This window comes from Ruminococcus sp. YE71 (assembly GCF_900119155.1).
GTDB lineage: Bacteria > Bacillota > Clostridia > Oscillospirales > Ruminococcaceae > YE71.
Genome location: NZ_FPIR01000018.1, coordinates 20,059 through 46,607, shown reverse-complemented (window position 1 = coordinate 46,607; position 26,549 = coordinate 20,059). Strand labels below are relative to the sequence as shown.

Sequence of the window (26,549 nt, the reverse complement as noted above, 5' to 3'; positions counted from 1 at the left end):
CGAAGGAGGAACCAGAATGAAAAAAGCAATAACTATCGCCGCAGCAATTATAATGGCAGGAACACTTCTTACTGCCTGCGGAAGTTCAGAATCGTCATCGGAAGAAACAGCCGCCGGCAATTCGACTGCTTCAGCCGCACAAGGTGGTGAAGCTGTCGCAAAGGATAATGCAGATATGCAGACAGAGGACAAAACAATGCCCACAAGGAAGCCAATGGAGAATGGTACAAAAATAAATATGTATTTCGGTGATACGGTCATTCCCGGGGTGCTGAATGATTCCGAGACTGCTAAGGCACTTATCGCCAAGCTGCCGTATACGCAAAGTGTCAGCAGATATTCCCATGATTTTTGCGGTGTTACAGAGGAGCTTCCATATAACGAGGATGAAGTCCACTACGGCTGGCTTAACGGCGATATTGATTATGCTACCAATGCACCATATTTCACCATTCTTTTTGAGGACGAGGAATCCTCGGAGCAATACGGCTATCAGGTGAATATCGGGGTGATAACTTGTCCGCTTGAAACAATCAGCAGTCTGGACGGCAACTATGAAGTAAGGATAGAACTTGCCGAATGAAGGGAGATACGGTCATGAACGGGAACAATACAGCTATTATTATATCAATGACTATTGCGGCAGTGCTTCTGACAGCCTGCGGAGACTCTTCAGATAATAATAAAGATGTGAAAACTGTGCCTATAAACAAATCGGCAGCAGTTTATTTCAGTCGGGTCGGCAACACAGATTTTCCGAGTGATATTGACGCAGTTACAAGTGCAAGTCTCAACCGCATCGACGGTGAACTAAAGGGCAATGCACAGCTTATGGCTGAATGGATCGCCGATGAAGCTGACTGCGAGGTATTTGAGATAGTATCGGAGGAAAGTTATCCCGTTGATTATGATGCCACAGTTGATCAGGCAAAGCAGGAGCAGGCGGATAACAAGAGACCGAAGCTGAAATACGGCTTTGAAAATATCGACGACTATGACACGATATGGCTTGCCTTCCCCAACTGGTGGGCAGATCTCCCGATGCCCGTATATTCATTCTTTGAGGAATACGATCTTTCTGGAAAGAATATCTATGTATTCATAACTCACGAGGGCAGCGGTTATTCATCTACTGTTAAAACTATCAGAGAGCTTGAACCCGATGCGAATGTTGTTGAGGCTCGGTCTGTCAAAGGCGGCTCTGTTTCTGATGAGGAAAACAGTATAAGGGAGTTTGTGAAGGAACAATTGTCCAAATGAGTTAATAAGCAAATCTATCAGTCTTTTGCAAAACCTTTGGTTATTTTTCATAAATGACAAATGTTAAATTTGTAGAATATAATGATTTTTGAAAAATCAGCTAAAATATATTGACACCGTGTCAGAATAGCGATATAATACTTATAATGACACTGTGTCAGAATAAACAATAGGAGTGATCTTTATGAAAAAGAGCATTGAAACCAAGTTGGCACTCTACCCCACACCTGTGACTGTGATCGGAGCAATGAACGGTGACAAGCCCACATGGACACTTGTTGCACACATCGGTATCATCGGTCATGACCGCATTCTTGTGAGCCTTGCAGAGCCGCATTTTATCAATCATGTTATCAAGGATAACGGCAAGCTGTCGATCAGTCTTGTGACTGAGGAAATGCTGCCCGCTGTTGATGTTTCAGGTTCTGTTACAGGTGCAAAGAATGACAAGTCAGAGCTTTTTGAATATGAGGTTGGCGAAAACGGCACACCTATTATTAAGGCGGCAAATCTCACATTGGAGTGTACTGTTGCCGATATTTATAAAACACCGAATTTCGAGAGCTTTATCTGCACCATAGACAACACCTACGTTGAGGAAAGCTGCCTGAACGACAAGGGCAAGCCCGATTACACAAAGGTCAGACCTGTGCTGTTCGAGTTCCCCAATTACCAGTATTTGAGGACAGGCGATGTGGTAGGCAAATGCCTGAGCTTCAAAAACAAGGAGGCTTAACAATGCCAAAGGGTTCACCGGAGCTGACAGCTTCACGCAAGGAGGAGATCGTAAACGCCTGCGAAAAGCTCTATCAGGTCATGAGCTTCAAGGAGATCACTCTCAAAGAGATCAGCGTGGAGACCAGCTTCTCCCGTCCGTCCATATACAATTATTTTCAGACAAAGGAGGAAATTTTCCTTGCCCTGATGCAGCGTGAATATGAGCTGTGGGCGGCGGAGCTTGTTTCTCTTGCCGATGAAAACAGCGCAATGTCTGCGGAGGATTTTGCATCGGCACTTGCGCATTCCCTTGAAAAGCGGCAGCAGCTATTGAAACTGCTTGCCATGAATCATTACGATATGGAGGAGCATTCCCGACCTGAACGGCTAACAGAGTTCAAGGCGGCTTACGGTGCATCACTTGATGCGGTGAGAGCCTGTGTCAAAAAGTTTTTCCCCGAAACAGACTGCGAGAGCTTTATATTTGTATTCTTTCCGTTCCTGTTCGGAGTGTATCCGTATTCGGTCGCAACACAAAAACAGCTTGATGCCATGCGTGAAGCAAAATTAGATTTCAAGATGCACAGCATTTACGAGATCATTTATTCCTGTGTGCTGCAGTTATTAAGCAGAAAAATTTAAGGAGGTAATCGCTATGACTAATTTACCAAAGATCGCCCTCGGTGCGTGGGCTTGGGGCAATGACGGAACATTCGGCGGCAGCCTGACGGCTGATACTCTCCGCCCGATCTTCGACAAGGCTATGGAGAATGGTCTGAACCTGTGGGATACCGCTTATGCCTACGGTATGGGCACTTCCGAGAAGATGCTTGCAGGCTTTGTAAAGAGCTTGCCAAGAGAGAGTTATCTGATTTCCGATAAGTTCACACCGCAGTGTGCAGACGGTTCGTCTCCGACAGCTATGAAAGACATGATCGAAATGCAGCTTAAACTTATGGAGCTTGACCGCTTTGATATTTACTGGATCCACAACGTATGGGACGCTCCTAAGTGGATAGAGGAACTTGCGAAATATTTCGAGGGCAAGGACAATGTACCGCTGATCGGTGTATCAAATCACAACCTTGCGGAAATAAAGCAGGCAGCAGAGATACTTGCGGCACATGGCTTGAAACTCTCGGCTGTACAAAACCATTACAGCCTTATCAACCGTTCCTCGGAGGATTCGGGCATTTTGGACTACTGCAAAGAGAACGATATCACGTTCTTCTCGTATATGGTGCTGGAGCAGGGCGCACTTTCGGGCAAGTATGATACAGCTCACCCGATGCCCGCAGGCTCGGCAAGAGCAGACAGCTACAACCCAATTCTCGACAAGCTGGAGGTCATGAACAAGGCTCTCGGCAAGATCGCCGACAAGTACGGCGTGGGTATCGCACAGGTGCCTGTTGCGTGGGCTGTCGCAAAGGGTACGCTCCCGATAATCGGTGTAACTAAGGTGAACCACGTTGAGGACGCTGTTAAGGCGGCAAATATCACGCTGACTGCCGAAGAGGTAAAGGATCTTGAGAGCGTTGCCGACGGTCTCGGATTGAATGTGATACGCTTCTGGGAAAAGGAAATGAAGTGATCGGGTGAAGTTTATCAAAAAACACAGGGCAGTGAGAGTTTTGCTTTGGATAGTAATTATCATAATTGCGGTAATAGTAGCTGCTCTCATTTTCATGCGGGCATATCCTGTTTTCGGCGGCAGACCGAACAAAGCAGACCGTGAGGACTATGCCAAAAGAGCAGAGGGGTATTTTGACGGCAAGCATTTCAATTACCCCTCCGAGTGGGAGCTTGAAGGCATAAACGCCGACAACAGAGTATCATCAAAGGAAACCTCGCCAAAGACCGGGCTTCCCGTGATGACCCCCGACTTTGCAAAGGAAAGCGAGGACGATGTGGTCATAACATGGCTGGGACATTCTTCGTCGCTGATACAGATGAACGGTAAAAATATCCTCGTTGACCCCGTGTTCAGCAAGCGCTCATCGCCTGTACAATGGGCAGGTCCTGCACGATTTACCGAGCCGACCGTAACAGCCGATGATCTTCCCCGTATTGACGCCGTGCCTATCACCCACGACCATTACGATCACCTTGATATGGACACGATAAAAGCGCTTGAAAGCAAGACCGCTCACTACATAGTTCACCTTGGTATCGACAAGCATATCACACGCTGGATAGACGATGACAGCAAGGTAACGAACCTTGCGTGGTGGGAGAGCTTTGACCTTGACGGACTGGAAATATACTGCACCCCTGCTAACCACAAATCGGGCAGGGCGCTTGATAATCAGCAGACGACACTTTTCTGTTCGTGGGTATTAAAGGACAAATATCATCAGATACTCGAAAGCAGCGACACCGGCTACGGCGCACATTTTGAGGAGATACACAAGCGTTTCGGTGAATTTGATCTGTTTATGCCAGACTGTGGGCAGTACAGTATCAACTGGCACTACTGGCATATGTTCCCCGAAGAGAGCGCCCTTGCTGCCGAAACACTTCGCGCAAAGGCTGTTATGCCTGTCCACTGGGGAGCTTTCGTACTTTCCGATCATGGCTGGGACGATTCTCCCGAAAGGCTGACTGCCGCCTGCGAAGAAAGGAATATTGAAGTTATAACACCAAAGCTCTGCGAAACCATGTATCTGAATGATTCCGAAAGTTTCCATGAACGCTGGTGGAGAGACTATGAGTAATATAGGAGATAGGTAAATGAAGAAGGTCATTATTTCATTGGCTGCCGTATTCTGTATGCTCGGCTTTACAGCCTGCGGCAACACCGACAACAGCAGCTCTCCGGCAGCAGATACATCTGCGCAGACGCAAGCAGATTTGCAGGGAACAGAATCACAGCAGACGGAGCAGTCTGCCGAAGTGACCGAATCAGAACAATCTGACGAAGAAAAGGCTGCACCCGAACAGACCGCAGAACAGCCGCAAACTGATGGTTTCGACGAAAACACGGGTGCTGACACGATCGTTGTGTATTTCTCCGCAACAGGCACAACAAAGGGCGTAGCTGAACGTATCGCAAGTGTTACAAATGCGGATATTTATGAGCTTATCCCTGCCGAGCTGTACAGCGATGCAGACCTTGACTGGAATGACAAGAACAGCCGCACAACGATCGAGATGAACGACCCGAATGTGCGCCCGGCTATTGCAAATGATACCGTTGATCTGGACGGTTACACGACTGTTTATATTGGCTATCCGATATGGTGGGGCGATGCTCCGAGAATGATGAGTACGTTTGTCGAAGCACACGATTTTGACGGAAAAACGGTCATTCCGTTCTGCACTTCGGGCGGCAGCGGTATAGGTAGAAGCGGAAGCAACCTCGCTTCGCAGGCAGGCAGCGGAAACTGGCTTGATGGCAATAGGCTCGATGCAAATATCTCCGAGAGCGAGATACAGGACTGGATCAACGGCATGAATTAAACAGGGAGGGACTGTTATGCAGACAAAGACAGGTATCATCAAAAGGATTGTCGATGTGGTGCTGACAGTTCTCTTGCTGTTTTTAATGGCTTTTCAGGTGACGGGCGATGTGCTTCACGAGTGGCTGGGTATAGGCATGACGGTAACGCTTGTGATCCACCATATCCTTAACCGAAAATGGTATAAAGCGGTTTTCAAGGGCAAGTATTAGCCCTACCGTATCGTTATGACGGCGGTAAATACACTGCTTCTTGTGGCTATCGCTTTGACCGCACTAAGCGGAATGTCAATGAGCGGTCACGCAGTTCCATTTATGTATGGACTGATAAATGTGATGACCGCGCGGACGCTTCACCTTGCTATGTCCTATTGGTCATTTATCCTTATGGGAATACATAGCGGTCTGCACATAAAAGCTATGACTGCCAAAATGCCCGAAAAGGGCAAAAGGATATTCAAGGTGATACTGACGGGTATTTCGGGCGTGGGGCTGTGGCTGTTTCTGAAAAACGGGATCGTGAATTATATCACGTTCCGGACGCACTTTGCTTTTCTTGACTATACAACGGCAAAATGGCTCATTATCCTGCGAAACATTGCAATGCTTTTGTTCTTTGTGCTTACAGGATTTGAGCTGTCAGAAGTTACCCAAAAGAATAAAGATAAAAAGTATTCGGTAAAACCGCTTGTATGGCTGGGCTGTGCAATTATCATCGGTATTATTCTGAATGCTGTATTGAATGAGAAAAATGCAGAAAAAAACTTTGGCGGTTCAAGTTGGCAGACTTCGCAAAGCACGTCCACACAAACGACCACAAACCAAACAGAACCGAGTACAGCAATACAGAACGGCACTAGATACATTCTGCTCGGTCACGCTCCTCACCCTCTGTGGTCATCATGAGTCCATGAAAATATGCCTTTGCTTTTTATCAGTCGGTACCAATATCATGTATATTATATTGTTCCTTGCTATCAAAATGTAAAAATAGAAGAATCATCAATCTTGCATAAGAAAGATATATATTTGATACAGCGAATTATTATTGATACTAATAGTACATATTATATTAACTTTGAATCCACTGGGTTCAAAGTTAATTATTCTATTTCTTGCTTCTTATCCTTACTCTTAGGTTTATCCTTCGGAGTTCTCGGCTTTTTAGCAAGGCGAGCCGCATCACGCTTCATCTTAGCCCTTTCAAAGTAACAGGTCTTTTCACGCTTAGGAGCGTTCTTTTTAGTTTCAATAGCTGCCTGATTCAGTTCATCGGTCAGGACTTTCAGCCTTTCCTCTTTGCTGTCAAGCTCCTCCTGCTGAGGAAACGGCTCTGCTACGATCTTCTGCGCTTCTGCGTGATCGAGCCTGAGTTTTGCGAGGTTATCCTGCGTTCTCTCAATTCTACCGTCAATATTGTAGAGGGCAGCTTCAAGACGGTTCAGGTTATGGGCAAAGCTCTCAATCAGCTTTGTGGTATGTGAAGCGGCACCTTGCAGGCAAGCCGACATACCGCCGCCCATCATGTTGCTGTTTACTGTAACGCTCAGGTTAAAGCCCTGGAAAGAGCCGACTTTCACGGGAGTATCGGCATATTTGATAGCCAGCACCGCATCTTCCAAAGCCTTAGCTGCTTCTTTTCTGTCGGTGTACTCAGTCTCACCAATGGTGATTTTGAATACAGGCAGTTTACGCTCAGGATCGATCGGGAGCTTACGGAGTGCTTCACGGTCTGTATGGAGATCAGCAAGAATAGCCGTAAGTTTCTGTTCCTGTTCAGGGAAACGAGCGATCTTGTCCTCCATTTCAAATACCGTGTTACGGTGTTCCGCAGCAAGTACCCTCAGTTCCTTCACTTCATTTTCAAGCATCAGCTTTTCCTTGATACGCTCATCACCGGTACAGAGTGCCTTGATCTCGGAGTAAGTGAGTGCCTGCTGGTCAACGTCCTCGCACTTCGGTGATGCTCCATAAAGAAGTATCTCTAAACCAAGACAAATAGGCAGGCTATGATAGCGGAACAGTCAAGTTGGCTGTTCCGCTTTATTATGAAGAAAATAACTGCTATCCAAGGACACAAATCCAGAGCGAACCTTATATCGGCAAATATAGGTAATAATCATAAGAGCTTGATTTCGACGTAGAATCAAGCTCTTTCTATTTAGTCGATTGACTTTATAGGGTAAACTCTGGTATAATTATTGGTAGCATACCCCACAAAAAAGTGATAAAGTCCCTATCCAATTTAAGTAATAATTAAGGTTTGTATGTTAGAGTATAATAGGTGAAGTGTAGCAGAATGATGTTTTGGAGGTCATTATGGAGCGATTACTGCTGTTAGATGCGAAAGACTACGATGAAGATATGGACGTATGGGCAAGAGTCGCTGTACGGGGTATCGTTTTTATTGGAGACAAACTATTGCTGATCGAGGACAACAAAGGCGAGGTCAAGCTGCCCGGCGGAGGTCAGGATGAGGGCGAATCCGATGCAGATACCCTTATCCGTGAGATCAGGGAGGAAACAGGTTACTCCGTTATCCTCGACACGATTCGTCCGTTTGGATATATCGAGGAAAAGCGAAGGGACTTCAAGAGCTATCACGAGAGCAGAATATTCCACCAGATCAGCAGACTGTATTTCTGCGAGGTGTCCGCTGATCGTGGAGAAACGCAGCTCAGCGAACAGGAAAAGCAATATGGTATGCGGACGGCATTGTACACCATTGATGAAGCGATAGCCAAGAATCGGGCGATGCTGAACAATGTAGGCGAGCTTGCGTGGAATCAGAGGGAATACAGGACGCTGCTTATGATAAAAGAGTATCGGGCAAGACACTTGATGAAGGAGTGAGATCATACATTTGGATAAAGGTAAACTGATAGAAGATCTGATCAGAGAAGGACATGAAAAAGGCGGTTTCACTGGTGCTTGGCTGTATGCCGAACACGGCGAGATCATTTCAAAGGGTACCATCGGTATAAAATGTCCCAACGGTAACGAGCCGATTTATGAAGATATGCTGTTTTATCTCGCTTCGGTGAGCAAACAGCTTACTGCCGCAGCGATCATGCTCCTGCGCCGACAGGGGCTACTTACCCTTGAGGACGAGATTACAAAATTTTTCCCGGAGATACCCTACTCAGGCGTTACGATACGGCATCTTCTCACTCACACTGGTGGACTTCCCGATTATATGCCGTGGGTCGAAAAGATCGCAAAGCAGGAAAATATCATACCGGGCAACGACATCATCATCCGTTTTCTCTGTGAATGCGGAGAAGCTCCCTGCTTTGCACCCGGCGAAAAGTGGGAATATTCCAACACAGGTTACTGCCTTCTGGCAGAGATCATAGAGAAGGTTCCCGGCATTCCTTTTGAGGACTACATACGAACGAATATCTTTGAGCCAGCCGGAATGACTTCGACCTGTGGACTGCATCCAAGAAAGGACGGACTGATGGGCAATAATATTGCACACGGGTATCTGCTGCGGGACGGCAAATATGTGCTGCCGGACGATACGAACGGCATTGACCGTTGTGCAGTCTGGGCGGACGGTATGAACGGCTGTGGTCATATGTATTCCACAATTTCTGATATGATGAAATGGGACATGGCACTGCGTAATGAGACGGTGCTGACCCGTGAGGAGCAGGAAATGATGTATACCCCCGGAAAGCTGAATAACGGTGGGAATGCGGCAACTCCGATCGGTAAGGATTACGGCTTCGGCTGGTTTATCCATAATGAACCGGATCACGGGCTTGTTGTTTCCCACAGCGGAGGCTGGTCGGGCTGTTCCTCATGGTATGAGCGATTTGTTGATGAAGATGCAGTAATGGTAAGACTATGCTGCCGTGAAAGCAAAGATACCAGAGCAGAATACAGCATGAATTCGGCTCTGGAAGCGGTCATCAGGGGAAATGCGTTTGATCCTATCCAGACGCTTGAACAGATCACGATCAAAGATCCCGACAAGTCGGAATGGGAATCCTACTGCGGACGCTATGAGCATCCTGCCGACAGCAAAGCGTATACAGAGGAGATCTGTCTGCGTGACGGTGCGCTTTATGCTATTGCAAACATCTTCGGGGAACGCATACCATTCCGGCTCTATCCGATCGGTGAGAAGGCTTTTGCCATGAAGGAAGGAATGCTGGTACACACCTTTGGCGAGGGCTGTTTTGAGGCGGGCGGTGTCACCTGCAAGAAGCTGTGAATTGAGGAGACATCATGAAATTCGTATTAAGCCTTGTCCTATCTTTTATTTTCCTACTGTGGTTTATCGCCTCTGTTGTTGGAATGGTCTATGCATCCCGTTCGGCAGAACTTAGCTGGCTGATTCCCGTGATACTCGGACAAGTCTTTCTTGTGATCGGCACAGCAGGTCTTATAGCTATGCTGCGAGCAAAGAAAAAGGACTTGTGGATCGACATTGTAGCTATTCTCATAGGAGCAATTATAGTGGCTCTTCCGCTGATATATCACTTCGGCAGTGAACAGACAAAGACGGCGATCACAGCGCATATCCCCACACTTGCAGGAGCCGGTCTCCTGATAGCAGGACTATGTGGTACGCTTGCAGCATATATCGGACAAAAACGAGCTGCCGAAAAGTACAGTACACCTGTCGAGGGCATCTGCATCGAGCGCAAAACTCGCTTAGGCTCCGGCGGGGCTGTATTGCATTGCCCTGTCTATGAGCTCACGCTGAACGGCGAAACGCTCCGAATGGAAAAAGAGGTCTATTCCAATATGGGTGTACCTCAGATCGGTGAAAGCAGAACACTTTATATCGACGAAAATGACCTTGGAAGCTATGTCGAGCCTACCGCCGATAAGAGAGTAAGAATGATCGGATATTTTATTTCAGTACCGTTTATGATAGCAGGTATCATTACATTGGTGCTGTCATTGATATGATTTTTGAGATAGGAGAGATTTCTAATGAATAAAGATAATGTGTTAAACGAGCTTGTAAAGCTAAACAGCGGCGTGTCCGATATTGCATATGCAGGCGAACACATCTGGCACAGCGTGAAAGCGGAATATGCAGAGCTGATCGGGAAACTCACGGATTTTGTAAAGACCGAGAACATCAGAGGTACACTCCTTTTAGCAACGGACAGCGACATCATCTGGACTTCGGGTTCAAGATCAAAGGACATTGACGGCGAGATCGTGTCTCCGCTGACCATCTATGAGATCGGCTCGGTCACAAAATCCTTCACGGCAACGCTTATCATGAAGCTGGACGAGGAAGGCAAGCTGAGTATCTGGGACAATGTGACAAAGTATTTCCCGAAATATGAAAAGGCGGGTGATATGCGGATTTTCAACCTCCTGCATATGAGTTCGGGTATTGTGAACTTTAGTCAAGAGCCGGATAAATTCTTTGGGGGTAACTATGAGGCTATCAGAAAATCATTTTGGGGCGGAACTATGCCAGAAGATGATTTCTTGGAATACCTCTACAAGTGCGACCTGAACTTTGTCCCCGGCACGAATTTTGAATACAGCAACACCAACTACAGACTGCTTGCGATGATACTCGAAATGGTCACGGGGAGAACCTACAAGGATCTGATGTACGACATGATCTTCACGCCGCTGGGCATGACTGTCACCTCGGCAGGCACACTGGGCGATGTGACGAGCGTTCCCGAAACTGGAATTTATATTCCGGAGGTCTTTACCACCAAGGGCTGCGGAGATATTCACTCAAATGTGCTTGACCTGCTGAGATTTGACAGGGCATTTTTTGCAGGGCAGATCGTAGGCGAAAAGTCGCTGGATACGATGTTCCAGTTTTATCCCTACGGCTGCGGCTGGCGTGGATGGAAGCGGTATCCGGGCGGTGACTATGATCTGATCTGTCACGGCGGCTCGACCATATCCTTCCGCTGTCAGAATTATGTTTTCTGCAAGCCGGAACAACCACGGTACTATCTGATATTTATGAGTTCTTGCCAAAATGATGAGGTCGATGAGGTCTTTGAAAAGCTCCTTGATGTGACAGAGCCGTATATCCGCTGCCCCATCATCGAAGCGGAGGAGCAGAAAAAATACGCCTTTCGTTTCAAGGACGAAAACAAGAACAGAACAATGGATTCTCTGCGGAAATACCCCGGTGAGAACGCCTATGAGATCACCTATTACGGCGATTATGCGCTGGATGAACTCCTGAAATGCGGTGCTGTCGATGAATGGGCAATGCTGGAGTTCCAGATCGAGCATCTGTATGAGGGCGTGCGCGACGATTTTCTTTTCCAATGCAAACACAACTGCTTCGGCTTTACGGCTCGCAATGCCGAGGGTGATTTTCTGCTGTGCCATAACCTTGACAATCCCAAGAAATTGCCGGGTGTCACGCTTGCGGAAAATGCCGTGACGGGCAAGACTATCGGGATTTCAAATATGCTGTACTACTGTTGCTACGATTTTCATACCGAATGGGAGTGGTTCGATGACCTGACGGTGGAAAAGCCGATCAACCGTGCAAGGGTACTCGGTACGCCCTATGAGATACAGGACGGCATGAACGCGCACGGGCTTGCGCTCGTCATATTCACGGCAAGCGGCACGGAGATCGAAACGGACGGCAAAAAGATACCGCTGTCCAATCATTCCCTGTATCGTGCGATCATAGACAGGTGCAAAACGGTCAGCGAAGCCCTTGCATTTCTTGAACAATACACCATGTCCCCAGCTGATAACATCACCCATTTCCAGATAGCCGATGCAAGCGGTGACAGCGTCATTATTGAGTATGTGGGCGGCGAGATGAAGATACTCCGCAGCGACAAGCCCTATCAGGTCTGCTCGAATTTCCTGATTTACGGCAACCCCGAAATGGATGGCTTCGGCAAGGACAGGTATCTTGCCTATCAGGAGTACCTCGATGCACATGACGGCATTGTCGATGAGGATATGGCTTTCAGGCTTCTGCACGAGAACCATATCCCCGGCGATGAGAATTACTCGGTGGTGTTCAACCTGACAAAACGGACGGCGGCGGTGGAGTTTGCGCCCGAATTTGCGGTGCGGCATAGGTATCAGTTGTGAGGTGACAAAATGACAGCAAAGATCATCGTGAAATGTATCATTTACAACAGGGCGCTAAATAGATTTCTCTTAGTTCAGAGATGCGAAAATGACCACACGGGTGCAAACACCTGGGAGAACGCAGGCGGCAATATCGAGGACGGTGAAACGCCCGAAGATGCTGTGTTCCGAGAGATAAAAGAGGAAACGGGCATCACGGATATTGAGATAAAAAAGATCGCTTATGTCAGTGTTCTGAAAGGCAAGCTGCCCGATCTGCTGATCGTTTATCTATGCGAAACTGCGACCGAGAATGTCACAGTCAGCTTTGAACATCAGGCTTATGTATGGGCAGATGAAGCAAAGTGCAGAGAGCTTCTGCCGAAAGCGATCATCAGCGATTTTGAAAAGAATCGGGTGTTTGATATTTTACGAAAATAATCAAGAAATCATAAGAAATCTGTGATATAATGAAATAACAGCCGATGGAGGATGTCACACAAATGCACGCTATACCCGATGAACTTAAAATTTATGAGCTGTCAAAGCTATGGAAGGAAGCCGAATACAACTTTGCGTTCTGGGACAAAGTGGATATCGACTGGGATGAGGAATACAAAAAAGCATTCCCGCGGGTGCTTGCGGCAAAGGATGCCTATGAGTATTACCGTGAAATGAGGAGGTTTGCCGCTCTGCTTTGCGACGGACATACGGATGTATCTTTTCCGGAGTATGTGTGGCAGGACGCACAGTATTTTTCGGCTTTTCCTGTATACTTATTCAGGTTTGGAAAAGAAATTGCGGTAATATGCGTTTCGGAAGAATATAAGGACAGGATACCGCTTTACAGCATAGTCAAGAGGATAGACGGTACAGATGCCGCAGAATATGTCCGCGAGAACTGCTATCCCTATATCTGGCACGCCAATGAAGCCGCCTGTGGAAAAAATGCAATGATCGAGCTGATGTACGGAAGGGTCGGTAGCAGTGCTCTGTTCAAATTTGAGAAGGACGGCAGAGAATTTGATGTCACGCTCACAAGAGAAGAAGCTGCTAAAATCAGATGGTACGCCGAAACTCCCGGTGCAGCAGAAACCGGCAGGAGACTTATAGTTAGCGGGGAATCGTATAAATTCGAAATGACCGATGACGGCATTGCGGTCATGAAATTCATGTCATTTGCCGACAACTCTATGCCCGAAACTATCTACGGGCATTTTGATGGGCTCAGCAAGGCAAAGGCTTTTATAATTGATGTCAGAGGGAACACAGGCGGCAACAGCTTCAACGGACATCAGATTGCAGCAATGTTCATTGACGGAGATTTTCAAAATTTCAGTGGCGAGATGCAGACGTATCAGCCTACATACAAGGCGTGGGGTATGTTCAGAGATGATCTGAAAAATATAACCACGTCCGAGTTTGAAGAAAGATACACGGACGAGGAAAGCATCAAGGAATACAGAATGAGCCGGCATATTTTTTTCGAGAGTGTGACTGAAAAAACCGTGAACCACGCTACTGGAAAGTTGAAAGGACCTATCGCCGTGCTTATGAACGAGTACACTTTCTCGGCTGGCGAGGATTTTGTAGATGCGATGAAAGCTAACACCGATGCAGTATTCATAGGCGGCAACACCGCAGGCTCTTCGGGACAGCCGCTGTGTATACCTCTTGAAAGCGGCGGTGCTTTCCGTATATGCACGATGAGATGCATCGCTCAGAACGGTGAGGATATCTACAACAAGGGATTTTCACCAGATATACGGGTGGAACGCAGTCTTGCGGATTATATCGAAGGACGTGACCCGGCTTTGGAGAAAGCCATTGCAGTATTGAAGGAAAAATCCGGACTGTAAGCTATCGTCAGCGATTGTGAGGAGCGATTAAAATGTGCCTGATATGCGACAGAATAAAAATGATACAAAACGGAACAAACCCATATTTCGTCAAGGAGCTTGAAACAGGGTATGTGGTGATAGGTGATAATCAGCATTTTCGTGGCTACACGCTGTTTCTCTACAAGCACCACGGAGACAAGACCGAGCTGTTCCACCTTGACTCGATGGAACGGGCGAAATTCCTTGAAGAAATGACGGTCGTTGCCGAAGCTGTGTCTAAGGCATTCGGTGCGGAGAAGATAAACTACGAGCTTCTCGGAATGGGTGATGCGCACCTTCATTGGCATCTGTTCCCGAGGGTCAGCGGTGATGTTGAGAACTACGGCAATAACGGCAGAGGTCCTGTCTGGTGGTATCCTATGGAAAAGATGTATTCCGATGATAACAGACCCGACGAGGAACAGCTTGCGGATTTGAAGCGCAGACTGCTTGAGGAATTGGAGAAGCTGATATGAAAAAGCATCTGGGAATACTGGAGCAGGAAGCGGATAAGCTGATTCAGGACAGCACAGTAAATGCTGTCCTGCTTACCGGCTCAGTAGCATATGGCGAGGCTGCAGAGCATTCTGATCTTGATATTATTATCCTTTGTGACCGTGACCGCTTTGAAAGTGAATATATCGACGGTATCTTGGTTGAGAAGCATTATCATAAGTTTGAAACGCTTAAATATGCCCTTGACAAAAACGCTGCCTAGGTGTATAAATATCTTTACTCTAAAATCATCGTTAATAATGCCGGAAAGCTGAACACTTTGATCTCAGAGGCAAAGGATATATACAGCTCCTATTCTACTCCCAAGAAGGAGTATGACAGCATACGTTATTTGCTGTCAGCTACAAGGATCAAGCTGCTTGCAGCACTCGATAATAAAGATGAGAAAAGACTTTCCTATTTGCTTTCGACGAACACATGGAAGGTCTTAGAAGGAGTATGGGCGAAAAACAATAAACCTATGCCGCCTTCAAGTCTTGCGTATGCAAAGCACGATGAACTGACCGATGCGCCGTGGGAAGATTGGTTTGACGATCTTTTGACGGGGAACATTGGATCACGAGCGAATGCTATGATGAAGCTAATTGATTGGATATGTGAAAGCTCAGAGAACTCTCTCTGAGCCTTTTTCTTTTTCAGCGGATATTTTCCCCATAATCAGCTTGAACGGCTCTGAGAGGTATTTCCGTTCGTCTGAGGGCATAGCAAAAGGCTCTGCATTTCTGCAAAGCCCTTACGCTGGTTATTCGTCCTCATCGCTGCACTTGTCAAGTCCGTGTAAAAGCTGAATGTAAACACACTCTGCTCTTTTGCGCTCCTCGCCCTCGGTGGTCATAATCATTTCAAGGAAATATGCCTTAGCTTCTTCGTAGTCTGTCCAGACCTCACGCCTGCCATTGCAGACAGTAGTGACCTTGCGTGTTCTCGGCATCGCCAATTCGGGTATTGCTAACATTTGAAGCACCTCCAATTTCATAGTAGCTATATTATAGCCTATTCCGTTTTCGGAGTCCAGCTCTGCGAATTATCTGTAATAATTCTTGTGTAGGGCGCAGCAATAAAAGCATTTTCCTCGGTGCATTTTTCTCCTATTTCTTCACGTCCTCGTGAGCTTTATCGACTATCGATCTGAACGTCTGCGGTGTCACTGCAAAGCGCTCCAACTTTGCTTGATACTCTGCAAGAGCAGCTATGTGCCGAGATTGACGACGGCTGATAAATATGAGATATATGGAGTTTTATATGAAAGCTGAATGGTTATTTTGATGTTGGTAAAACTCTGATCGGCGAAACTAAACTAAATGAATTGCTTGCGGCATACCTGCCTTGTGTGGGTATGCCCCACTATTCTGACAGAGCTCAACCTATGGTTGAATACACAAACCTACAAAGTTATTGCTATACTGCCACCAATATGCTATAATGATAACAAGAAAAGCGCTTTTCAAAAAATGAAATGAGGTATGAACATGAACATTACTATCGGAAACAAGATCAAGGATCTGCGCCGGAGCCACAAGCTCACACAGGAGGAGCTTGGGGAGGCACTGGGGGTCAGCTTTCAGGCGGTGAGCAAGTGGGAGAATAATATTGCTCTGCCAGACATTGCACTTGTGCCGACTATCGCAAGATATTTCGGTGTAAGCATTGACGAGCTGTTTGATTACAGCAAGAACGATATTGATCAGGAAGTCGATGAGATATGCAATAGAGCGTATGAATTTCGTGAAAGCGACCCGGCTAAAAGCAGAGCTATCCTTGAGGAGGGGCTGGAACAGTATCCCGACAATGAGATAATCCTGAATAATATGCTCTATGTCATAAATTATTCAGATGCTCCCGATGAAACAATACGGCTCGCTTCAAAGCTGATAGAGCGCACGTCTGACAGCGAGGTACGGTATGATTCGCTGCGTTTTCTTGCCTATGCTTACAAAGCAAAAGGTGACATTGAGAGTGCTGCGGCAGCGATCGAACAGATACCGGAGATATACTTTTCAAAGCTGACCGAGATCGCATTTCTGTTTGACGGAGAGAAAAAGTTTGAAGCCGCCACAAAGGAGCGAAATTGTTCACTGGGGAATCTCCTGCAAATGCAGCAGAAGATAGCGGAGTATTATGAAGAGATCGGTGATAAGGGCAAAGCAATGGCGGAGATAGAAAGAGCGATAAAACTGTTGGAGGTCGTGGCTGATCTGCCTGTGAGCGAAAATTATAAAGGCTTTTTTGAGAATGAGCTTGAAAAGCTGTAAACTGTAGATGCGGCATACCTGCAATGTAAGTATACAAAGTCCTCGGAGCGAGTCTGAGGGCTTTTTCCTTTTCAGCTTTAGTTTCGCTCCGCAAAGCTCGGACGGCTCTGTGGAGCTTTTTCGTTCGTCTGAGAGTATAGCAAAAGGCTCTGCATTTCTGCAAAGCCTTTTCTGATTATTCGTCCTCGTCTGAACATTCGTCAAGCCCGTGTAAGAGCTGGATATAAACGCACTCTGCTCGTTCACGTTCCTCGCCCTCGGCGGTCATCATCAATTCAAGGAAAAATGCCTTTGCTTGTTCATAATCCGTCCAGACCTCACGCCTGCCGTTGCATACGGTAGTGACCTTGTTTGTTCTCGGCATTGCCAATTCGGGTATTGCTAACATATACCGCACCTCCAATTTCATAGTAACCATATTATAGCCCACAATGATCTCGGAGTCCGGCATATCAGGATAATTGTAATAATTCTTGTGCAGGGCACAGCAATAAAAGCAATTTCCTCGGTGCATTTTCCTCTTATTTTTTTACGTCCTCGTGAGCCTTATCGACTATCACTCTGAATGTCTGCGGAGTGACAGCAAGGCTCTCCAGCTTTGCCCGATACTCTGCAAGCATAGCAGAAATTTCAGTAACTCCCTGACGGATTTCCTGCATATCTTCGGGATAAATATTTCCCGTCTGATTGACCTGAATGGCGATAGAATTTATGCGGTCGGCAATCTCTTTGAATCTTGCCTTTTCGGGTGCAAGTTCTTCGTCCGTGATCTCGATTATGGGTGTGGCAAGAATCGAGTTGAAAATATACTCCGACATAGAGCGCAGACCGCTTTCCTCCGTATACTGTTTCAGCTTGGCAAACTCCTTGTCGTTCAAGCGGACTTTCAGCACCTTTGACTTCCGTTCCTCGTCTGATTTTACGTTCATAGACAAACCTCCATAATAATAGTATTCGCCCATTTTCAATATCCATTATATCACTTTTTCTTTCATTTTTCAAGCGGGGTCTTAGGGGTGCAAAACCCTCTAACAAGCTGTTGTATTCAGGGTGGTTATTTTTCAAAATGTACCCCATGAATACCGTGCTTGCTGGGTTTGAAAGCCAGCGCATATTGTGAACTTGTGTACACAATATGCAGAGCTTGCTGGGTGTGTTTCTGATATTCTTCCGACCGTTCAGGTCGGGATGATTTGTTATCATCGTTTCTATGAAAATATTTCTGAACGATCTCTTATAGTCGCTCTCTCGCTCGTCAAAGCATTTGGAGCTGTGCGACTGTTCAAGTATATGTTTGATGAAAATGAGTATTGCTTTTTCGGGGGAGGTGTGGTACAATAAAGAAGTAAGAGCAAGCACACGGCTTGCTCGTGAAAATCGGAATTTAATAAGGCGGTGACAGAATGATACCCCAAAAATTGAACCCAGAAGATGAGATTCGCATTATCGCTCCGTCAAGCAGTTTGACGAGGGTTCGTCCTGATATTTATGAAAGCGCATTCACTTTTCTGAAGGACAAGGGCTTCAATGTAACCTTTTCCAAAAATTGCAGAGAAACTAATATGTTTTTATCTTCGTCTATTCGCTCTCGTGTCGATGATATACATGAAGCATTTGCAGATAAAAACGTCAAGGCAGTAATGGCTTGTATCGGTGGATTTAATGCAAATGAAATATTGCCGTATCTTGATTATGAGCTGATAAGAGCAAATCCGAAGATACTTTGCGGATATTCGGATATAACAGCTTTACTTAATGCCGTTTATGCAAAAACGGGCTTGGTGACATACCATGCACCTCACCTTGCGGCACTCGGATTTCTTAACGAGCGTGAATATACGGAAAAATACTTTTCGGAATGTATAATGAGTGACGCTTCTTTCGCTGTCACACCGTCAGTAGCTTCGCAAAGTTATACAGTCATTCAGAAAGGAAAATGTGAGGGCGAGATAATAGGAGGAAATCTTTGTACGTTGAATCTATTACAGGGTACGCCTTATATGCCTGAGATTGAAAATAGAGTATTGTTCCTTGAAGATGATAATATCATGGGCGATTACTTCTTATGCGAATTTGACCGTAATCTGCAATCGCTTCTTCAAATCAGCGGAGCAGACACGATAAGAGGAATCGTATTCGGCAGATTTGATGAAAGCTGCAAAATGACCGAAGATATTGTAAAAGCAATCGTCAAGGACAAAGTATCTCCTGACATTCCAATTGTATTTGGTGTAGATTTCGGTCATGTATTTCCGATGTTCTCTTTTCCTATCGGTGGAAGAGTTCGTTTATCGGTAAATAATAGCATTGACCTTAAAATCATAGAGCATTAAATTCTCATTTATCTTAGCAACAACCCAATCACCATTCAAAATTGAATAACCCTACAAGCTGTGTGAGCGAACTCCGCTCCGCAGCTTTTTCATTTTCCCCATAACAATTTGTCGAACGGAAAACCTATCCGGCACACAAATCTTCGTGCGCAATACCAGTAGACAAAGCCCCTTGTTGCGCGCTATAATTGGAGTGTGGAAATTGATTTCCGAAGTCCAAACGATTGGGGGTGATGATATGACTGACATCGCAAAGAAGATCACGAAGCTCGATGAGAAGATCGGCAAGCTGAAAGAGCGTATCAAGTCCGATACGGCAGAATGTGAAAAGCTGAGTGAGCAGAAAGCTCTGCTGATCTATCAGTCGCTGTGCAAACAGTATAGCTGTGAGGGACAGGCTCTTGCGGATATGATCGCAAGAGAACACGAGCAGGCGGCTACGTCCAGTGCTGATGAAAAATCAGTGTCGGATAACAGCTCTGCTGTGATTGCTGACGAGGAAGAAATGCTCGGACAGACTTCTTTCTTTGAGAAGAAAAATCCTTACTCGGATTAAAAATATATCCGACAACAAAACGATAGCTGTGATATGGGACGGCTCTGCCGTTCCGCACGGCTACCCTGTGCAGGAGTAACGACCCTGCAACATTTAGCCATTGCGTGTAGAGATAGATGATCGCAGGCGGAAAGGAGCAATTTGAAAGAGACAACTACTGCCGTAGACAGAGAGAAGGCAGGTACTATGATCTCCGATAAGGGCAAGTCGCTTAAAGTAAAAGTTACCTGCCCCGAGAATGTCCCCGAAGCGATTCGGTTAGCGAAGATCAATCGTATCTATGACATTCTCACAAAGCATATCGCTGAGTAAAAAATTTGAAAAAGCACTTGCAATCTCAGCCGATATGCGCTACAATATAGATATCGTATCCGTAACGTACTTGACGGTATCGTTCTCCCGAAAAAGAATAAGCCTGAAATTGCTGTCATGAATAAGGAACAGCAGCTCAGGCTTGAAAAATATCTGGACAAGCGCCCGTCTGTTACAAGCGTGGGTATATCCATTTCCATGTATATGGGCTTGCGAATAGGAGAGGTCTGCGCCCTTCAATGGAAGGACATAGACCTTGAAAAACGGACTTTGACCGTCAGCAAGACAATTCAGCGGGTACAGTGCAGAACGGGTGCAAGGCACACCAAGCTCATCATCACCGAGCCGAAAAGCGAAAGCTCCAAGAGGACGATCCCCATTCCCGATTGTCTGCTCCCTCTGCTCAGGCAGTTTAAGGATAACGGCGAGGTGTATGTGGTATCGGGCAGGAAGAAGCCTGTTGAACCGAGGACTATGCAGTACCGCTTTGCCAAGATACTGTATAACGCAGATTTCCCGAACTGCATCACGGAAACGGCTGACGAGAACGGCAAGCTGAAAAAGGCTGTCAACTTTGAGATGCTCCATGCGATGCTGAGCGAGGATATTGCCGAGGGCGACGAAGCCTATGAATTTACTTGGGTGGGTAAAAAGGCGGCGATTGCTGAGGCGAACCGTCCTATCCGCAAGACACTGCGCCCCTGCGTGGAGGAGAGCGTGAACTGGGACACCACCGAAAACCTCTATATCGAGGGCGACAACCTTGAAGTGCTGAAACTGCTGCAGGAAAGCTATCTCGGCAAGGTGAAGATGATCTACATCGACCCGCCCTACAACACGGGAAACGACTTTATCTACCGTGATGATTTTGCCGTGTCTGCGGACGATTACGCAGAGGAAAGGCTTTGTGTCGATCACTTTACGCTTACGGCACATAGTCTGCATTTTTTTATCAAGCTCCGACTTCTGTTCGTGCAGGGCGCTCACACGCTTCTGTATGTAGTCAAAGAGTACGCTGTCCGCATCTGCGAGCTTTTCCATGAGCTTCTGGATCTCACCGTCAATGCGAATGATCTCCGTCTTGATACTCTCTGTTTCGGTGTCGGGCTTGCTGTCCTCACGCTTTGCGATCTTGAGCTGTTCGATACGCTTCTGCATCTCTTTCAGCACAGCGTCCTCGACCTGTCTCGGCTTTAACTGAATGGGCGGAGTGGGACAGCCGTTCAGCGTGAACTTGCCGTAGTCGATAAAACGATGATATACCACACCTTTTCTGTTGGCACAGTGATTGAAGTGCATTGCATAGCCACAGCAGGCACATTTCACCATACCCACAAGCCAAGAGTTCATAGCCTTGCCGTTTGTCGGAAACTTACTCTGGTGCGACTTCCTGTCCTGCACTCTCAGCCACGTTTCCGCAGGCACAAGCCCCTCATGGTAGGCTACCTTGACAAAATGCGTATCATCAAGCCCGGCGTGGACAAACAAGCCGTGAATGCCGTCATAGGCTTCGATCTCATCAAGCATTTCATATCCTTTGGAAAGAAAATAGCGGTAGACCTCTTTGTCAGCCCTCACATAAAGCGGATTTTCAAGGATACGGCTCAGGTGCGATCTGTCAAGATTGGAAATGCCCGTCTTTGTGCGTGGTGTCGGTCTTGAAGCATTGATACCGTTCTCCGTCATGTAGCGGATAATATCTGTCAGAGAATTTTCAGGGTGCTGATACAGGTCATACGCCACACGCACTGCCTCAGCATTCTCCGAGGGAACAAGCACCGAACCTGTCTTGCCGTTGATAGTCCGTCTTTCGGGAGTATAGCCGAACTGAACTTTACCGCCCTGATAAAAGCCCGTTTCCAAAGCATACACAAGCGTCCTCTGAATAGCCGCTGTGCTGAACGGTACATCTTTTCCGTCATGATAATGCGCCATCAGCAATTTCAGTGCTGGGAGCTTTTCCTCATCGGGAAGGATACGGATATGCCCTCTGCCGATAACGCTCTCATACGCCATTGTGCAGTAGCCCTTATCCTCAAAGTATTGAAGTTGGTGCTTGCAGTCCATCTCAAAGGAAGCTCTGTTGTCGTTTCGGATAAGACCGACCTTGTATCCCTCTAAGGCACTATGAAAATACAGCGTTATCTTATCGCCGTTCACAGCCATACCGAAATTCAGCGGCAGAATGTACGGAAAGCCGTCATCATTCAGAGCCAGTCTGCATACATCGCAGTTCTCCATTATACCGATAATATCGCTCAGGTCGGTGACTTCTCTGTCTTTTCTTCTCATAAGCCGAATATCCTCATATCTTCCTCAACTGTCGTGATTCCTGCAATTCCGAAATTATCCACAAGTACGTTTGCGACATTCGGTGACAGGAATGCAGGCAGAGTCGGTCCGAGGTGGATATTCTTCACGCCGAGATACAGCAGAGCCAGCAGTACGATAACGGCTTTCTGCTCATACCACGCAATATTATAAACGATAGGCAGATCATTCACATCATCAAGCCCGAATACCTCTTTCAGCTTCAGGGCGATAAGAGCAAGTGAATAAGAATCGTTGCACTGTCCTGCATCAAGCACTCTGGGGATACCGCCGATGTCACCGAGGTTCAGCTTGTTGTACTTGTATTTCGCACAGCCTGCTGTCAGTATAACGGTATCTTTCGGCAAAGCCTTTGCAAAATCCTCATAGTAGCTTCTGGACTTCGCTCTGCCGTCACAGCCTGCCATGACTACGAATTTGCGGATAGCCCCTGATTTTACAGCTTCTACAACTGTATCGGCAAGTGCAAATACCTGTTCATGGGCAAAGCCGCCGATAATAGAGCCGGTTTCGATTTCAGTCGGCGGAGGACATTTTTTAGCCTGTTCGATGATCGCTGAAAAGTCCTTTACTTCTCCGTAGGGTGCGTCAATATGCTTACAGCCCGGATAGCCTGCGGCACCTGTTGTCCAAAGCCTGTTCTTGTAGCTGTCCTTCGGCGGAACGATGCAGTTTGTGGTCATCAGCACCGGACCGTTAAAGCTCTCAAATTCCTCTTTCTGCTTCCACCACGCATTGCCGTAGTTTCCTGCGAAATGCGGATACTTTTTGAAGAACGGATAATAATGCGCAGGTAGCATTTCCGAGTGCGTATAAACATCAACTCCCGTATCCTTTGTCTGCTCAAGGAGCATTTCAAGGTCTTTCAGATCGTGACCTGAGATCAGTATTGCAGGATTTTTGCGGACACCGATATCAACTGTCGTGATCTCAGGATTGCCGTATGCTGTAGTATTGGCAGCATCAAGGTCAGCCATACCCTGAACGCCGTACTTGCCGACTTCCAGCGTGAGAGCCACAAGGTCATCGACCGACAGACTGTCATCAAGTGTTTTAGCAAGAGCCGACTGTAAGAAAGCATCAAGCTCATCATCATCATTCAGCAGAGCGTTTGCGTGTTTTGTATATGCCGCAAGTCCTTTCAGACCGTAGGTTATCAGCTCACGCAGAGAGCGTATATCCTCATTCTCTGTTGCAAGTACGCCGACAGTCTTTGCTTTCCCGGCATAGTCCGAACCGTTCCAAAGAGCTGCTTCGGGGAGCATATTTTTATCATTCACCTTAGCGAGCAGATCTTCCTTAACGGCAAGAGTTTTCTTGATACGGGCGATGATACTCTCATTATCAAAATTCGCATTTGTGATCGTAGCAAACAAGTTCACGCTGATAAGATGATTAACAGTCTTATCGACAGTCTTTCCCTCTGCACGGAGCTGAGTTGTCAACGCAGACAATCCCTTTGTAACGTACACAAGCAAGTCCTGCATTACTGCGACTTCGGGTTGTTTACCGCAGACACCGCAAGCGGTACACCCCTTACAGCCTGCTGTTTCCTGACACTGATAGCAAAACATTTTCTGTTCCATGATAAATACCTCCGTTATTTTCTTATCTCAACGATACTGCCGTCCGGCGAAATGACTGCAACTTCAAGCGGAATATCCTTACCGCTTGCTTCTATCGCACGTTTTATCGCATACTCCATACCTCCACAGCATGGTACGGTCATTCTTGTGAGAGTGATGCTCTTTATATCGTTATTACGGAATATCTCTGTCAGCTTTTCGGAGTAATCAACAGCATCGAGCTTCGGACAGCCGATGAGCGTGATCTTCCCACGGATAAAATCATGGTGGAAGTTTCCGTAGGCGTAAGCTGTACAATCGGCAGCGATAAGCAGATCAGCACCGTTGAAATAGGGTGCATTAGTCGGCAGGAGCTTTATCTGTATCGGGAACTGTCGCAGACAGCCTGGAACACGAACATCGCTGTCATCTTCTTTTGGCGTAAAGCTCTGCAATGCAGAACCCGGACAAGTGAAACCGCTGCAAGCGTACTTTTTCTGCTTGTTTGCCTGTACCGACTTTTCGTCATAAGCCGCCGCTTCACGCTCGATGAAGTGGATAGCGTCCATAGGACAGGCAGGGAGACAGTCACCGAAACCGTCGCAGAAATCGTCACGCATGAGCTTAGCCTTGCCGTTCACGATAGCGATAGCACCCTCATGACAAGCCTTTGCACACAGACCGCAGCCGTTGCATTTTTCTTCGTTTATCTCAATTATTTTCCGTATCATAGCCATACCTCCTTGACTTTCTGTATCCATTATAGTATAATCAGAGAAGAAAGTATGTTGTAATTACAACATTTTGGGAGAAAAATATGGATATTTCAGTTTTGCATAATTCGATACTGTTCAAGGGCTTTGATGATACCGAAATATCTGAGCTTCTGAAAGCCCTTAATGCAGCCGAAAAGAAATACAATAAAGGTGAGATGATATTTTCTTCCGGAGAAATCACCGATAAACTATGCTTTGTGACCGCAGGCAGCGTCACCATTGAAAGCAACGATATGTGGGGAAACCGAACGATACTCAACCTTGTAGGTAAGGGACAGTTCTTTGCAGAAAGCTATGCACTCCTGCCCGATGTGCCGATGCTTGTTGATGTATGTGCTGCCGAGGATTGCAGTATCGTGTTTCTGAGCATGAAGTCGCTCGCTGACCTCAACGATACGATAAGGGCGAGACTTCTTGCAAATCTTCTGACTATTACCACAAGAAAAAATCTGCACCTATCGAGCCGGAGCTTTCATACTGCTCCGAGACAGGTGCGTGGACGTATTATGGCGTATCTTAATACCGTATCGGTTCAGAAGCATTCCCGTGAGTTTGATATTCCCTTTGACCGTCAGCAGCTTGCAGACTATCTCAATGTGGAACGGTCGGTGCTGTCCAACGAACTGAGTAAAATGCAGAGGGACGGACTAATTAGGTGCAGGAAGAACCATTTTGAGATAATGTGACCAAGTCACAGAAAACTAATGCTACCTGCTGTATAATATAAAACAGGAGGCGATGATATGAAACGAAAAGCAAACGTGAACACCGATCTGTGTGTTGCCTGCGGCTGCTGCGTGAAGGTCTGTCCAAAGTCAGCGATAAGCGTTCCTGACGGTGTGTTCGCCGTGGTTGACAGCACGCTTTGTGTCGGCTGCGGAAAATGTGCCAAGGAATGTCCTGCAAGCGTTATCGACATTGTGGGGGTGCATGATGAGAAGTAAGAAATGGTATGACTACCTCTGGATATTCTCACTGACATATCTGCTGCTGGGTTTTGTGAATATACTGTTTGCATGGCTGGGTATGATATGCTTTATTGCCCCTCTCGTCATTTCGATAGGCTGGGGAAATAAGGCATACTGCAACAAATTCTGTGGCAGAGGTCAGCTTTTCTCTCTGCTTGGCGGACGTTTTGGACTTTCACGAAAGCATGATATGCCGAAGTGGATGAGATCGAAAGCATTCCGATATGGTTTTCTGATATTCTTTTTCACAATGTTCTTCGTGATGCTTTGGAACACCTATCTTGTATTCTCAGGCAACCAGCCGCTGAAACAAGTGGTAAAACTGCTTTGGACGTTCAAAGTGCCGTGGCACTGGGCATATCACGGAACGCTTTTCTCCGAAGGTGTTGCACAATTCGCATTCGGTTTTTACAGCATAATGCTCACATCAACGATCCTCGGTTTCGTGACTATGCTGCTATTCAAACCCCGCTCATGGTGCGTTTACTGTCCGATGGGAACAATGACACAGCTTATCTGCAAGGCAAAGAACGTGACCAAGTCACAGAAATCAGACGAATAATAGTTTATAATAAAGAC

The 26,549-nt window shown here is 46.6% G+C and carries 32 protein-coding genes and 1 pseudogene; 26 read left to right on the top strand and 7 right to left on the bottom strand.

Annotated features, from left to right (window positions below; all coding sequences use genetic code 11):
* Positions 1-16: 16 nt before the first annotated feature.
* The 9 genes from BT142_RS14800 (at position 17) to BT142_RS14765 (ending at position 6,340) form a co-directional block, all read left to right on the top strand.
* Positions 17-583: a cyclophilin-like fold protein gene (locus tag BT142_RS14800; protein WP_072418961.1), complete on the top strand. Its 567-nt coding sequence runs from the start codon at positions 17-19 to the stop codon at positions 581-583.
* Between the two features lie 116 nt (positions 584-699).
* Positions 700-1,260, top strand: a complete 561-nt coding sequence (locus BT142_RS14795; RefSeq protein WP_175545507.1) for a flavodoxin — start codon at positions 700-702, stop codon at positions 1,258-1,260.
* 184 nt (positions 1,261-1,444) lie between these two features.
* Positions 1,445-1,996, top strand: coding sequence for a flavin reductase family protein (locus BT142_RS14790; RefSeq protein WP_072418960.1), 552 nt, complete (start codon positions 1,445-1,447; stop codon positions 1,994-1,996).
* A gap of 2 nt (positions 1,997-1,998) precedes the next feature.
* Entirely contained in the window at positions 1,999-2,619 is a 621-nt protein-coding gene (locus BT142_RS14785) for a TetR/AcrR family transcriptional regulator (protein WP_072418959.1), read from the top strand.
* 13 nt (positions 2,620-2,632) lie between these two features.
* On the top strand, positions 2,633-3,568 hold the full coding sequence (locus tag BT142_RS14780) for an aldo/keto reductase (protein ID WP_072418958.1): 936 nt from the start codon (positions 2,633-2,635) through the stop codon (positions 3,566-3,568).
* 94 nt (positions 3,569-3,662) lie between these two features.
* Complete coding sequence (locus tag BT142_RS14775; RefSeq protein ID WP_242940036.1) at positions 3,663-4,691, top strand: MBL fold metallo-hydrolase; 1,029 nt, start codon at positions 3,663-3,665, stop codon at positions 4,689-4,691.
* A 16-nt stretch (positions 4,692-4,707) separates the two neighbouring features.
* The gene (locus tag BT142_RS14770) at positions 4,708-5,436 is read left to right on the top strand and encodes a flavodoxin (RefSeq protein WP_072418957.1); all 729 of its coding nucleotides are present in this window, start codon (positions 4,708-4,710) and stop codon (positions 5,434-5,436) included.
* A gap of 16 nt (positions 5,437-5,452) precedes the next feature.
* Positions 5,453-5,647, top strand: coding sequence for a hypothetical protein (locus BT142_RS19705; RefSeq protein ID WP_242871999.1), 195 nt, complete (start codon positions 5,453-5,455; stop codon positions 5,645-5,647).
* Between the two features lie 15 nt (positions 5,648-5,662).
* A complete protein-coding gene (locus BT142_RS14765; protein WP_242940035.1) occupies positions 5,663-6,340 on the top strand; it encodes a hypothetical protein in 678 nt (225 codons plus the stop codon).
* 197 nt (positions 6,341-6,537) lie between these two features.
* On the opposite strand, the gene BT142_RS14760 is transcribed toward BT142_RS14765, so the two are convergent.
* Positions 6,538-7,305, bottom strand: coding sequence for a hypothetical protein (locus BT142_RS14760; RefSeq protein WP_072418956.1), 768 nt, complete (start codon positions 7,303-7,305; stop codon positions 6,538-6,540).
* A 448-nt stretch (positions 7,306-7,753) separates the two neighbouring features.
* On the opposite strand from BT142_RS14760, the gene BT142_RS14755 reads away from it, so the two are divergent.
* From BT142_RS14755 to BT142_RS14715, 9 genes are all read left to right on the top strand, one after another.
* Positions 7,754-8,287, top strand: coding sequence for an NUDIX domain-containing protein (locus BT142_RS14755; RefSeq protein WP_072418955.1), 534 nt, complete (start codon positions 7,754-7,756; stop codon positions 8,285-8,287).
* 10 nt (positions 8,288-8,297) lie between these two features.
* On the top strand, positions 8,298-9,656 hold the full coding sequence (locus BT142_RS14750) for a serine hydrolase domain-containing protein (protein ID WP_072418954.1): 1,359 nt from the start codon (positions 8,298-8,300) through the stop codon (positions 9,654-9,656).
* Positions 9,657-9,670: 14 nt separating this feature from the next.
* On the top strand, positions 9,671-10,360 hold the full coding sequence (locus BT142_RS14745) for a hypothetical protein (protein WP_072418953.1): 690 nt from the start codon (positions 9,671-9,673) through the stop codon (positions 10,358-10,360).
* 24 nt (positions 10,361-10,384) lie between these two features.
* Positions 10,385-12,502 (top strand): serine hydrolase, encoded by a 2,118-nt coding sequence (locus tag BT142_RS14740; protein ID WP_072418952.1) that lies wholly within the window; start codon positions 10,385-10,387, stop codon positions 12,500-12,502.
* Positions 12,503-12,511: 9 nt separating this feature from the next.
* Positions 12,512-12,922 (top strand): NUDIX hydrolase, encoded by a 411-nt coding sequence (locus BT142_RS14735; protein ID WP_072418951.1) that lies wholly within the window; start codon positions 12,512-12,514, stop codon positions 12,920-12,922.
* A 194-nt stretch (positions 12,923-13,116) separates the two neighbouring features.
* On the top strand, positions 13,117-14,340 hold the full coding sequence (locus BT142_RS14730) for a S41 family peptidase (protein WP_175545506.1): 1,224 nt from the start codon (positions 13,117-13,119) through the stop codon (positions 14,338-14,340).
* A gap of 32 nt (positions 14,341-14,372) precedes the next feature.
* Positions 14,373-14,837, top strand: a complete 465-nt coding sequence (locus tag BT142_RS14725; RefSeq protein ID WP_072418949.1) for an HIT family protein — start codon at positions 14,373-14,375, stop codon at positions 14,835-14,837.
* On the top strand, positions 14,834-15,079 hold the full coding sequence (locus BT142_RS14720) for a nucleotidyltransferase domain-containing protein (RefSeq protein ID WP_072418948.1): 246 nt from the start codon (positions 14,834-14,836) through the stop codon (positions 15,077-15,079). The genes BT142_RS14725 and BT142_RS14720 overlap by 4 nt, the downstream gene beginning before the upstream one ends.
* The gene (locus BT142_RS14715; RefSeq protein WP_207647529.1) at positions 15,080-15,499 is read left to right on the top strand and encodes a hypothetical protein; all 420 of its coding nucleotides are present in this window, start codon (positions 15,080-15,082) and stop codon (positions 15,497-15,499) included.
* A gap of 120 nt (positions 15,500-15,619) precedes the next feature.
* On the opposite strand, the gene BT142_RS14710 is transcribed toward BT142_RS14715, so the two are convergent.
* Complete coding sequence (locus BT142_RS14710; RefSeq protein ID WP_072418946.1) at positions 15,620-15,832, bottom strand: hypothetical protein; 213 nt, start codon at positions 15,830-15,832, stop codon at positions 15,620-15,622.
* A 514-nt stretch (positions 15,833-16,346) separates the two neighbouring features.
* Here BT142_RS14710 and BT142_RS14705 point away from each other — a divergent pair.
* Entirely contained in the window at positions 16,347-17,129 is a 783-nt protein-coding gene (locus BT142_RS14705; RefSeq protein ID WP_072418945.1) for a helix-turn-helix domain-containing protein, read from the top strand.
* A 175-nt stretch (positions 17,130-17,304) separates the two neighbouring features.
* Here the strand turns inward: BT142_RS14705 and BT142_RS14700 are convergent, their stop codons facing one another.
* Positions 17,305-17,517, bottom strand: coding sequence for a hypothetical protein (locus BT142_RS14700; RefSeq protein ID WP_072418944.1), 213 nt, complete (start codon positions 17,515-17,517; stop codon positions 17,305-17,307).
* Positions 17,518-17,650: 133 nt separating this feature from the next.
* Positions 17,651-18,058: a plasmid mobilization protein gene (locus BT142_RS14695; protein ID WP_072418943.1), complete on the bottom strand. Its 408-nt coding sequence runs from the start codon at positions 18,056-18,058 to the stop codon at positions 17,651-17,653.
* A gap of 474 nt (positions 18,059-18,532) precedes the next feature.
* On the opposite strand from BT142_RS14695, the gene BT142_RS14690 reads away from it, so the two are divergent.
* The 4 genes from BT142_RS14690 to BT142_RS20030 all read left to right on the top strand — a co-directional run bounded on the left by BT142_RS14690 (position 18,533) and on the right by BT142_RS20030 (position 21,527).
* Positions 18,533-19,462 carry a S66 peptidase family protein gene (locus BT142_RS14690; protein WP_072418942.1) on the top strand — a complete coding sequence of 310 codons (930 nt, stop codon included), beginning with the start codon at positions 18,533-18,535 and terminating at the stop codon, positions 19,460-19,462.
* A gap of 238 nt (positions 19,463-19,700) precedes the next feature.
* A complete protein-coding gene (locus BT142_RS14685) occupies positions 19,701-20,018 on the top strand; it encodes a hypothetical protein (RefSeq protein WP_072418941.1) in 318 nt (105 codons plus the stop codon).
* A gap of 141 nt (positions 20,019-20,159) precedes the next feature.
* A complete protein-coding gene (locus BT142_RS19220) occupies positions 20,160-20,330 on the top strand; it encodes a hypothetical protein (protein WP_175444972.1) in 171 nt (56 codons plus the stop codon).
* Between the two features lie 117 nt (positions 20,331-20,447).
* Entirely contained in the window at positions 20,448-21,527 is a 1,080-nt protein-coding gene (locus BT142_RS20030) for a site-specific integrase (RefSeq protein WP_347497746.1), read from the top strand.
* Here BT142_RS20030 and BT142_RS20025 read toward each other — a convergent pair.
* The 3 genes and pseudogenes from BT142_RS20025 to BT142_RS14665 all read right to left on the bottom strand — a co-directional run.
* Positions 21,498-22,571, bottom strand: a pseudogene (locus BT142_RS20025) (pyridoxamine 5'-phosphate oxidase family protein); the annotation flags it as partial. The gene BT142_RS20030 and the pseudogene BT142_RS20025 overlap by 30 nt on opposite strands.
* 47 nt (positions 22,572-22,618) lie before the next feature.
* Positions 22,619-24,247, bottom strand: a complete 1,629-nt coding sequence (gene hcp, locus BT142_RS14670) for a hydroxylamine reductase (RefSeq protein WP_072418940.1) — start codon at positions 24,245-24,247, stop codon at positions 22,619-22,621.
* A gap of 14 nt (positions 24,248-24,261) precedes the next feature.
* The gene (locus tag BT142_RS14665) at positions 24,262-24,957 is read right to left on the bottom strand and encodes an ATP-binding protein (RefSeq protein ID WP_072418939.1); all 696 of its coding nucleotides are present in this window, start codon (positions 24,955-24,957) and stop codon (positions 24,262-24,264) included.
* Between the two features lie 86 nt (positions 24,958-25,043).
* On the opposite strand from BT142_RS14665, the gene BT142_RS14660 reads away from it, so the two are divergent.
* The 3 genes from BT142_RS14660 to BT142_RS14650 are packed head-to-tail and all read left to right on the top strand — an operon-like array spanning position 25,044 to position 26,532.
* Complete coding sequence (locus tag BT142_RS14660; RefSeq protein ID WP_072418938.1) at positions 25,044-25,688, top strand: Crp/Fnr family transcriptional regulator; 645 nt, start codon at positions 25,044-25,046, stop codon at positions 25,686-25,688.
* A gap of 57 nt (positions 25,689-25,745) precedes the next feature.
* Positions 25,746-25,946 (top strand): 4Fe-4S binding protein, encoded by a 201-nt coding sequence (locus tag BT142_RS14655; protein ID WP_072418937.1) that lies wholly within the window; start codon positions 25,746-25,748, stop codon positions 25,944-25,946.
* Positions 25,933-26,532 (top strand): 4Fe-4S binding protein, encoded by a 600-nt coding sequence (locus BT142_RS14650; protein ID WP_072418936.1) that lies wholly within the window; start codon positions 25,933-25,935, stop codon positions 26,530-26,532. Before BT142_RS14655 ends, BT142_RS14650 begins: the two co-directional genes overlap by 14 nt.
* Positions 26,533-26,549 lie beyond the last annotated feature (17 nt).

Coding starts and splice junctions, on each gene's coding strand:
- BT142_RS14655 (WP_072418937.1), top strand. CDS start 25,746: ATGAAACGAAAAGCAAACGTGAACACCGATCTGTGTGTTGCCTGCGGC.
- BT142_RS14720 (WP_072418948.1), top strand. CDS start 14,834: ATGAAAAAGCATCTGGGAATACTGGAGCAGGAAGCGGATAAGCTGATT.
- BT142_RS14665 (WP_072418939.1), bottom strand. CDS start 24,957: ATGATACGGAAAATAATTGAGATAAACGAAGAAAAATGCAACGGCTGC.
- BT142_RS14790 (WP_072418960.1), top strand. CDS start 1,445: ATGAAAAAGAGCATTGAAACCAAGTTGGCACTCTACCCCACACCTGTG.
- BT142_RS14710 (WP_072418946.1), bottom strand. CDS start 15,832: ATGTTAGCAATACCCGAATTGGCGATGCCGAGAACACGCAAGGTCACT.
- BT142_RS14760 (WP_072418956.1), bottom strand. CDS start 7,305: ATGCTTGAAAATGAAGTGAAGGAACTGAGGGTACTTGCTGCGGAACAC.
- BT142_RS14660 (WP_072418938.1), top strand. CDS start 25,044: ATGGATATTTCAGTTTTGCATAATTCGATACTGTTCAAGGGCTTTGAT.
- BT142_RS20030 (WP_347497746.1), top strand. CDS start 20,448: ATGAATAAGGAACAGCAGCTCAGGCTTGAAAAATATCTGGACAAGCGC.
- BT142_RS14725 (WP_072418949.1), top strand. CDS start 14,373: ATGTGCCTGATATGCGACAGAATAAAAATGATACAAAACGGAACAAAC.
- BT142_RS14780 (WP_072418958.1), top strand. CDS start 2,633: ATGACTAATTTACCAAAGATCGCCCTCGGTGCGTGGGCTTGGGGCAAT.
- BT142_RS14775 (WP_242940036.1), top strand. CDS start 3,663: ATGCGGGCATATCCTGTTTTCGGCGGCAGACCGAACAAAGCAGACCGT.
- BT142_RS14755 (WP_072418955.1), top strand. CDS start 7,754: ATGGAGCGATTACTGCTGTTAGATGCGAAAGACTACGATGAAGATATG.
- BT142_RS14740 (WP_072418952.1), top strand. CDS start 10,385: ATGAATAAAGATAATGTGTTAAACGAGCTTGTAAAGCTAAACAGCGGC.
- BT142_RS14685 (WP_072418941.1), top strand. CDS start 19,701: ATGACTGACATCGCAAAGAAGATCACGAAGCTCGATGAGAAGATCGGC.
- hcp (WP_072418940.1), bottom strand. CDS start 24,247: ATGGAACAGAAAATGTTTTGCTATCAGTGTCAGGAAACAGCAGGCTGT.
- BT142_RS14800 (WP_072418961.1), top strand. CDS start 17: ATGAAAAAAGCAATAACTATCGCCGCAGCAATTATAATGGCAGGAACA.
- BT142_RS14770 (WP_072418957.1), top strand. CDS start 4,708: ATGAAGAAGGTCATTATTTCATTGGCTGCCGTATTCTGTATGCTCGGC.
- BT142_RS14650 (WP_072418936.1), top strand. CDS start 25,933: ATGATGAGAAGTAAGAAATGGTATGACTACCTCTGGATATTCTCACTG.
- BT142_RS14785 (WP_072418959.1), top strand. CDS start 1,999: ATGCCAAAGGGTTCACCGGAGCTGACAGCTTCACGCAAGGAGGAGATC.
- BT142_RS14745 (WP_072418953.1), top strand. CDS start 9,671: ATGAAATTCGTATTAAGCCTTGTCCTATCTTTTATTTTCCTACTGTGG.
- BT142_RS14705 (WP_072418945.1), top strand. CDS start 16,347: ATGAACATTACTATCGGAAACAAGATCAAGGATCTGCGCCGGAGCCAC.
- BT142_RS14700 (WP_072418944.1), bottom strand. CDS start 17,517: ATGTTAGCAATACCCGAATTGGCAATGCCGAGAACAAACAAGGTCACT.
- BT142_RS14690 (WP_072418942.1), top strand. CDS start 18,533: ATGATACCCCAAAAATTGAACCCAGAAGATGAGATTCGCATTATCGCT.
- BT142_RS14765 (WP_242940035.1), top strand. CDS start 5,663: ATGACGGCGGTAAATACACTGCTTCTTGTGGCTATCGCTTTGACCGCA.
- BT142_RS19705 (WP_242871999.1), top strand. CDS start 5,453: ATGCAGACAAAGACAGGTATCATCAAAAGGATTGTCGATGTGGTGCTG.
- BT142_RS14735 (WP_072418951.1), top strand. CDS start 12,512: ATGACAGCAAAGATCATCGTGAAATGTATCATTTACAACAGGGCGCTA.
- BT142_RS14695 (WP_072418943.1), bottom strand. CDS start 18,058: ATGAACGTAAAATCAGACGAGGAACGGAAGTCAAAGGTGCTGAAAGTC.